The sequence below is a fragment of the Cedecea sp. genome (assembly GCF_036500665.1).
GTDB lineage: Bacteria > Pseudomonadota > Gammaproteobacteria > Enterobacterales > Enterobacteriaceae > Cedecea.
Map to the genome: position 1 here is coordinate 1 of NZ_DASYBS010000133.1, position 5,430 is coordinate 5,430.

At 50.7% G+C, this 5,430-nt stretch carries 9 protein-coding genes and 1 pseudogene; 9 read left to right on the forward strand and 1 reads right to left on the reverse strand.

Annotated features, from left to right (window positions below):
• Positions 1-201 precede the first annotated feature (201 nt).
• A complete protein-coding gene (locus VGM55_RS21245) occupies positions 202-864 on the reverse strand; it encodes a hypothetical protein (protein WP_331636608.1) in 663 nt (220 codons plus the stop codon).
• On the opposite strand from VGM55_RS21245, the gene VGM55_RS21250 reads away from it, so the two are divergent.
• The 9 genes and pseudogenes from VGM55_RS21250 to VGM55_RS21300 form a co-directional block, all read left to right on the forward strand.
• Complete coding sequence (locus tag VGM55_RS21250; protein WP_331636598.1) at positions 782-1,021, forward strand: helix-turn-helix domain-containing protein; 240 nt, start codon at positions 782-784, stop codon at positions 1,019-1,021. The genes VGM55_RS21245 and VGM55_RS21250 overlap by 83 nt on opposite strands.
• Positions 1,022-1,066: 45 nt before the next feature.
• The gene (locus tag VGM55_RS21255; RefSeq protein WP_331636599.1) at positions 1,067-1,624 is read left to right on the forward strand and encodes a YmfL family putative regulatory protein; all 558 of its coding nucleotides are present in this window, start codon (positions 1,067-1,069) and stop codon (positions 1,622-1,624) included.
• Positions 1,621-1,809: a hypothetical protein gene (locus VGM55_RS21260; protein WP_331636600.1), complete on the forward strand. Its 189-nt coding sequence runs from the start codon at positions 1,621-1,623 to the stop codon at positions 1,807-1,809. The genes VGM55_RS21255 and VGM55_RS21260 overlap by 4 nt, the downstream gene beginning before the upstream one ends.
• Complete coding sequence (locus VGM55_RS21265) at positions 1,802-2,635, forward strand: hypothetical protein (RefSeq protein WP_331636601.1); 834 nt, start codon at positions 1,802-1,804, stop codon at positions 2,633-2,635. The genes VGM55_RS21260 and VGM55_RS21265 overlap by 8 nt, the downstream gene beginning before the upstream one ends.
• A complete protein-coding gene (locus VGM55_RS21270; RefSeq protein WP_331636602.1) occupies positions 2,635-2,895 on the forward strand; it encodes a DUF4222 domain-containing protein in 261 nt (86 codons plus the stop codon). Before VGM55_RS21265 ends, VGM55_RS21270 begins: the two co-directional genes overlap by 1 nt.
• Positions 2,879-3,607, forward strand: a complete 729-nt coding sequence (locus tag VGM55_RS21275; RefSeq protein ID WP_331636603.1) for a phage antirepressor KilAC domain-containing protein — start codon at positions 2,879-2,881, stop codon at positions 3,605-3,607. The genes VGM55_RS21270 and VGM55_RS21275 overlap by 17 nt, the downstream gene beginning before the upstream one ends.
• A 22-nt stretch (positions 3,608-3,629) precedes the next feature.
• A complete protein-coding gene (locus tag VGM55_RS21280) occupies positions 3,630-3,788 on the forward strand; it encodes a DUF4222 domain-containing protein (protein WP_331636607.1) in 159 nt (52 codons plus the stop codon).
• Positions 3,788-5,272 carry a Rha family transcriptional regulator gene (locus tag VGM55_RS27605; protein WP_422653163.1) on the forward strand — a complete coding sequence of 495 codons (1,485 nt, stop codon included), beginning with the start codon at positions 3,788-3,790 and terminating at the stop codon, positions 5,270-5,272. The genes VGM55_RS21280 and VGM55_RS27605 overlap by 1 nt, the downstream gene beginning before the upstream one ends.
• Positions 5,269-5,430: pseudogene (locus VGM55_RS21300) on the forward strand (helix-turn-helix domain-containing protein); the annotation flags it as partial. The gene VGM55_RS27605 and the pseudogene VGM55_RS21300, both read left to right, overlap by 4 nt.

Consider the following 5,430-nt stretch of genomic DNA (forward strand, 5'->3'; position numbering starts at 1 on the left):
CGTTAGCGGAGAATGTCTTAAGACACTCCCCGCTAATTTTAAAGCAAACGGTGCTGAGCACCGTTCTTAATCACCTCGCCAAAACCTACCGAAATATGGTGTTGGTTTATTAGCGCTGATTTATGGGGATCCCTCAGCACCAGAGTGGGATTCTCTTGATACATGAATCAATCAATATAGTTACCTTCAGACCAAACCAGCTTAAGCTTTGATTTTCTTTGGTTCCTTCAGGGAGCTGTCCCCCTCAAGCCATTTTTTTGCTTTTGATTCCAACGAGTCAGCATAAGCTCTGGCATCAGCGTCTACCCATTCAGGGGATGTATCACTGGATCTCAATAGGAAATAGCGCGCGACGGCCTGTTGTTCAGGACGTGCGCTGGAGAATAATTCATTGATTTTAATGTGTTCTGACGGCTCTCTCAGGGTTGGGGATGAGTGTTCTGTATCTAACCAGCCTACGGGTTTCCCTGCTGATTCCTCAATACGCCTGGCAGTACTCTTACGCATGCCTCTTGGCTTTCCAGTCTTGGAGTCTTTTGCGCCCGTTTTCAGGTTGGCAAATTGAGCCGGGGACATGCCAACACGATTAGCGGCCTCAGTAGGGCCGCCTAACTCTGCCTCTAACAGGCGCATGTTTTCTCGTCTTATTTCATCAATATCTTTCATACCGAAATTACATAGCAAAACGCAAAAATCGTATATGCGCGTAACGCTTAAATCCTTGCTTGTTATTTTGCGTTTCGCTATATTCACTTTGTCACTTTCAAAAAAATAAGCATCTATGAACCTAAAAATTTTTACTGAACAGCGCCGGGGACTGGCTACGCAGCTTGGGAAAGCCATTGGCGTCAATGCATCGCTCATTTCCCAATGGGCAAATGGGATTCGGCAGATTCCTGCTGAACGTTGCCCCGAGATAGAAAAAGCGACCAACGGCGTAGTGACATGCGAAGAACTGCGTCCTGATGTCAGCTGGTCCTACTTACGGCGCTCTACCGGCCATAAGACAAACGTAGCCTAGCACGCACACAAGTTGTGACATTACCACAGAATCCAGAGGTTAACCGTGGGTAACGAACCGCAGTGGAAAGTAGAAAAACAGCCCACCTGGCTGGTGGGCGCTATCAAAAAGACCATAACCGATTTTCCAGGCGGCTATGCCGAAGCGGCGGAATGGATTGGGGTTACTGAAAATTCGTTATTTAACCGTCTTCGTACGGATGGCGATCAGATCCTGCCGTTCGGCTGGGCAATGGTGCTGCAACAGGCTGGTGGCCATCACCATATTGCGCATGCAGTTTGCCGGGCATCAGGTGGGGCGTTCGTCCCGCTACCAGACCTCGAAGAGGTGGATAACGGGGATATTAACCAGCGTCTGCTGGAGGCTATTGAGCAAATTACCCGTTATTCACAGCAGGTAAGGAAGGTTATCGAAGATGGCGTGATTGAACCGCATGAGCGCGCGGCTATCGATGATGAACTTTACCGGGCCATTGCAAAATTACAGGAGCACACGACGCTGGTTTACCGGGTTTTTTGTGCACCAGTAAAGAGTGATGCCCGCGAGCGTGCAGCCCCGGGCATCGTGGCGAATAAATCGTTGTGCATGGAGAAATCCGCATGAGCAATTTAACCGCAAATTATCAGCGTTCGCAACTCCGCGCGTTACCGGTACGTGGCGGCAAGGGCGAGGTCACGTATTGCTATGTGGTGAGAATACCGGGCGGATGGGAAGCCATCAACCACAGGTTCCGTGAATGGGCTGTGGGTGATTTTCGTCAACAACAGCAGGAGACACATAATGACTAATCTACCGGCAACCGGGATCACTATGACCAGCCTGGAGCTGGTGGACTACATCAACGCTGAGCGTGAATCGAAAGCGATCGCCGCCGGGGCTGAGTTTCCCAGTAAAGGTTACGCAAGACTTAAACACAACGACTTTCTGAAGAAAGTACCGCGTGTAATTGGTGAATCAACATCAGGGAAATTTTTCCTTGATGATATTTTCACCGTCGGTAACGGCGCTCAGGCAACTCGTAAGATTTACCGCCTGCCCAAGCGCGAAGCCTGCCTGATGGCAATGAGCTACAGCTACGAGCTGCAGGCGAAGGTGTTCGACCACATGACTGCGCTGGAGCAGTCCAGTGTGCCGGTACCGCAGTTACCCGCGAACAAAGCAGACCAGATACAGGCCGGTCTGTTAATCGTGGAGTCTGCCACCCGGTTGTTGAACCTCTCTCAGTCGTCACGTCTGGGGGCGTTGCAGAAGCTGCAGGAGCTGGCGGGGCTGCCAGCTCTGATGCCGGTATATGCCATAGATGCCCCGGCGGATGCTGTTGACGGCTCCAGCCGACCCACGGCTGCGATTACTACCTTGTTAAAACTGAACAGCAGCACGATGAGTACGCCAGTGGCTTATCGTATCCTGGAGCGCCTGCGGATCGTTGAGCGTAAACGCCGCCCAAGCTCCAGGCATGGTGAAAAACAATTCTGGTCGGTTACCATCAGCGGCCTGCTGTTCGGAAAAAATATCACCTCACCGAATAATCCGAGGGAAACCCAGCCCCATTTCTATGAATCGCGCTTCCCTGAGCTACTGCAGCGTATCTACGAAGAGTGGAGGCGTGGCTGATGACGACTAACTACCCGGATATCGGCAGCCACTGGTGTGATGGCCTTGGCCACGTAGTCATGATTCTTGATCACGATATTGAGGAGCAGAAAGTTGTTTACCAACGCCCGGGTTACGAGTGGAAGTGTGCAGCACCACTGATTGTGTTTCGTGCCCTAAGAGTAGCGGGTGAGTGGATTAAGGTGAACCACAGCTTTGCTGAATGGGTTGTGGGATATTTCATTTCCCGGGGAGGACAGAACAATGCGGCATCAAAATAACACATCCGTAAACCACTCACCTGTAGCCGCTCTGGCTGGAAACTTTGAGGCGTCGCTAATCAGGTCGGATGAACTCCTGGCTATTGTCAATGAGGTTCGTTGCCAGTACAGCGAAAATCCGATCCGCAACAATGTTTTTATCGACCGCATTAAAGATGAGCTGGATGGGGAGCACTACAAAATTTTTGTAGTTCAGAATTCGAACAAAACAGAATCTGAAGTTATAAGCCTGTCTTCTGATCAAGCCACTCTGGTATCAATGCGTGAATCCAAAGCGGTCCGACGCGTTGTTCTGGAGAAGCTGAAAAAACTGCAGGCACCCCAAATTCCCCGGTCTCTCCCTGAAGCGTTACGTCTGGCTGCTGACCTTGCAGAAGAGAATACGCAGTTGGTCCACAAGGTGCAGCAGGACGCGCCAAAGGTGGCGTTCGTCAATCACTACGTAGAAGCCGGTGGTGCCAAAGGTCTACGTGAGACGGCGAAAATCCTGAACATGCCTGAGAAAGCCATGATCGACGCCCTGGTCAGAGATAAGGTCCTTTTCCGTCAATCAGGCAATCTGCTGCCGCATGCATTACGCCAGCGTGACGGCTTATTCACGGTTAAAACGGGCACTTCTGATTTTGGTCATGCGTTCACGCAAACTCGTGTAACTCCTCGTGGCATTCAGTGGATTGCTGAGCGTTACGCTTCTGAATTGATGGGGGACTGACGTGACCGAATATATCGAGCCAATGAACCAATACTACCGGGATCAACACGGCATTGTCGTTAACGTCACGGGTTATGACCCTGTAGGTCAGCGCGTTATATACCGCCGTACTGACTACGACTGGGAATATGTGGCACCGCTGATTGTGTTCCGTGCCAGGTTCAGGAGGACAGATAAGTGATGGGGATAATGAGAAGCGGCACCGTGCAGGGTGCCGCAGAGAAACATATTTATACGTCAGCAGGGTTGTGCTGTTTAAGCCAGTCTTTGAGTGCGGCATCCATGCGGGTCTGCCAGCCTCTGCCGGTAGATTTAAAGGCGTCAATTACCTCTGGCGAACAACGGATGGTTATTCGTGTTTTGGGGTTATCTGAGGAAGGTCGTCCACGCCGGGCTTTAATGATTTTTGACAGCGGCATGAGTTTAACTTCACTTTTTTCAAGAAGCATCGTATCCGGGTCATCAGCAACAGCTTCACGAATTTTTGTATCTTCCTCGTCAGTCGGGAAGATGGTTCCGGGTTTAAGCTTCGGCATATTTTCTCATCTCCTGTTTAGTTGCGAGGCGCAGACTGATAATTCTACAGGCTGCGAAGTCATTGGTTTCGGTAAAACAGACCGAGAATATTCTGTCAGCGAGATAAGCGATACCGTAAGTGAGGCCAATGTATCGTGTCTCTCCGTAATCACATCGGTCATCCTCGAAAACGACCATGCCATCCCAGTCCAGATTTTTGGCGTCAGCGAGAGGGAACCCGTGTTTTTGCAGATTGCTCTCGCTTTTCTTTGGGTCAAAAGTTATTTCCATGAATTTATTGTATGCACATTAATTAATAAGTCAAATATTGATTCTCTGAGTTCCGGGCGTTATAGTGCTCTGGCAGCGGCAAAATCCGTTGCCGGGCTTCGCATCCCGGAATTCTCTACAGCGCATAACCGCGCTTCAAGCGGTTTTTTTATGCGCGCAGCCTTTGTGCACCTATCCATGGTGGCTCAGGCGGGGGCTTCTTCGGAAGCGCCGGTATCTGTAGAGGCCGGTAATGCGAACTCCGTCTGGGCTACCACCAATCATAGCTTCGCATCTGTGGGTGGTAGTAAAAAACACTCTACAGAGGCTGCCATCATGGCTACTATCCCAACCGTCGAACAACCTGAAATCACCTTCGTTAACGGTCGCGCAGTGACTACGTCGCTGGCTGTCGCGGCTTATTTCGTCAAAGAACACAAAAACGTAATTCAAAAAATCCAGTCACTGGAATGTTCACCTGGCTTCACTGCGCTTAATTTTCAGCTCAGTGATTATACCGACACATCAGGCCGCAAACTTCCCTGCTACCAAATCACCCGCGACGGTTTCGCATTCCTCGCGATGAGCTTCACTGGCAAACGTGCCGCACACTTCAAAGAGATGTACATCACAGCCTTTAACGCCATGGAGCAGGCGCTGATTCAACGGTCACTGAAGACAGCTTCTGGCCTTGAATCCATTCATAACCATGCGCAGCATCTGCATGAAAATCTGTCAATCATCATGGCTATCTGGGCGGATAATGTCCAGCCCCTGAACCCACCGATAGTGGTCAGCGGCACAGTGATGGATGCGTATCATCGTTCTGGTCTGATAGCCGCGGGGATAGCGCGGGCAATGCGGAGGGAGAGCAAATGAGCAGCAAACTTCATGGTCTTGTATGGGAAGGGTGCGCACATGCCGGTCTTATCCTTTCTCGCGTCGCCGTCATGGCCCGCCTGGCGGACTACAGCAATAACGAAGGGTTATCCTGGCCTGCGGTAGAAACCATACAGCGCGAAATCGGGGCTAAAAGC

Coding starts and splice junctions, on each gene's coding strand:
- VGM55_RS21250 (WP_331636598.1), top strand. CDS start 782: ATGAACCTAAAAATTTTTACTGAACAGCGCCGGGGACTGGCTACGCAG.
- VGM55_RS21245 (WP_331636608.1), bottom strand. CDS start 864: ATGAGCGATGCATTGACGCCAATGGCTTTCCCAAGCTGCGTAGCCAGT.
- VGM55_RS21260 (WP_331636600.1), top strand. CDS start 1,621: ATGAGCAATTTAACCGCAAATTATCAGCGTTCGCAACTCCGCGCGTTA.
- VGM55_RS21265 (WP_331636601.1), top strand. CDS start 1,802: ATGACTAATCTACCGGCAACCGGGATCACTATGACCAGCCTGGAGCTG.
- VGM55_RS21270 (WP_331636602.1), top strand. CDS start 2,635: ATGACGACTAACTACCCGGATATCGGCAGCCACTGGTGTGATGGCCTT.
- VGM55_RS21275 (WP_331636603.1), top strand. CDS start 2,879: ATGCGGCATCAAAATAACACATCCGTAAACCACTCACCTGTAGCCGCT.
- VGM55_RS21280 (WP_331636607.1), top strand. CDS start 3,630: ATGAACCAATACTACCGGGATCAACACGGCATTGTCGTTAACGTCACG.
- VGM55_RS27605 (WP_422653163.1), top strand. CDS start 3,788: ATGGGGATAATGAGAAGCGGCACCGTGCAGGGTGCCGCAGAGAAACAT.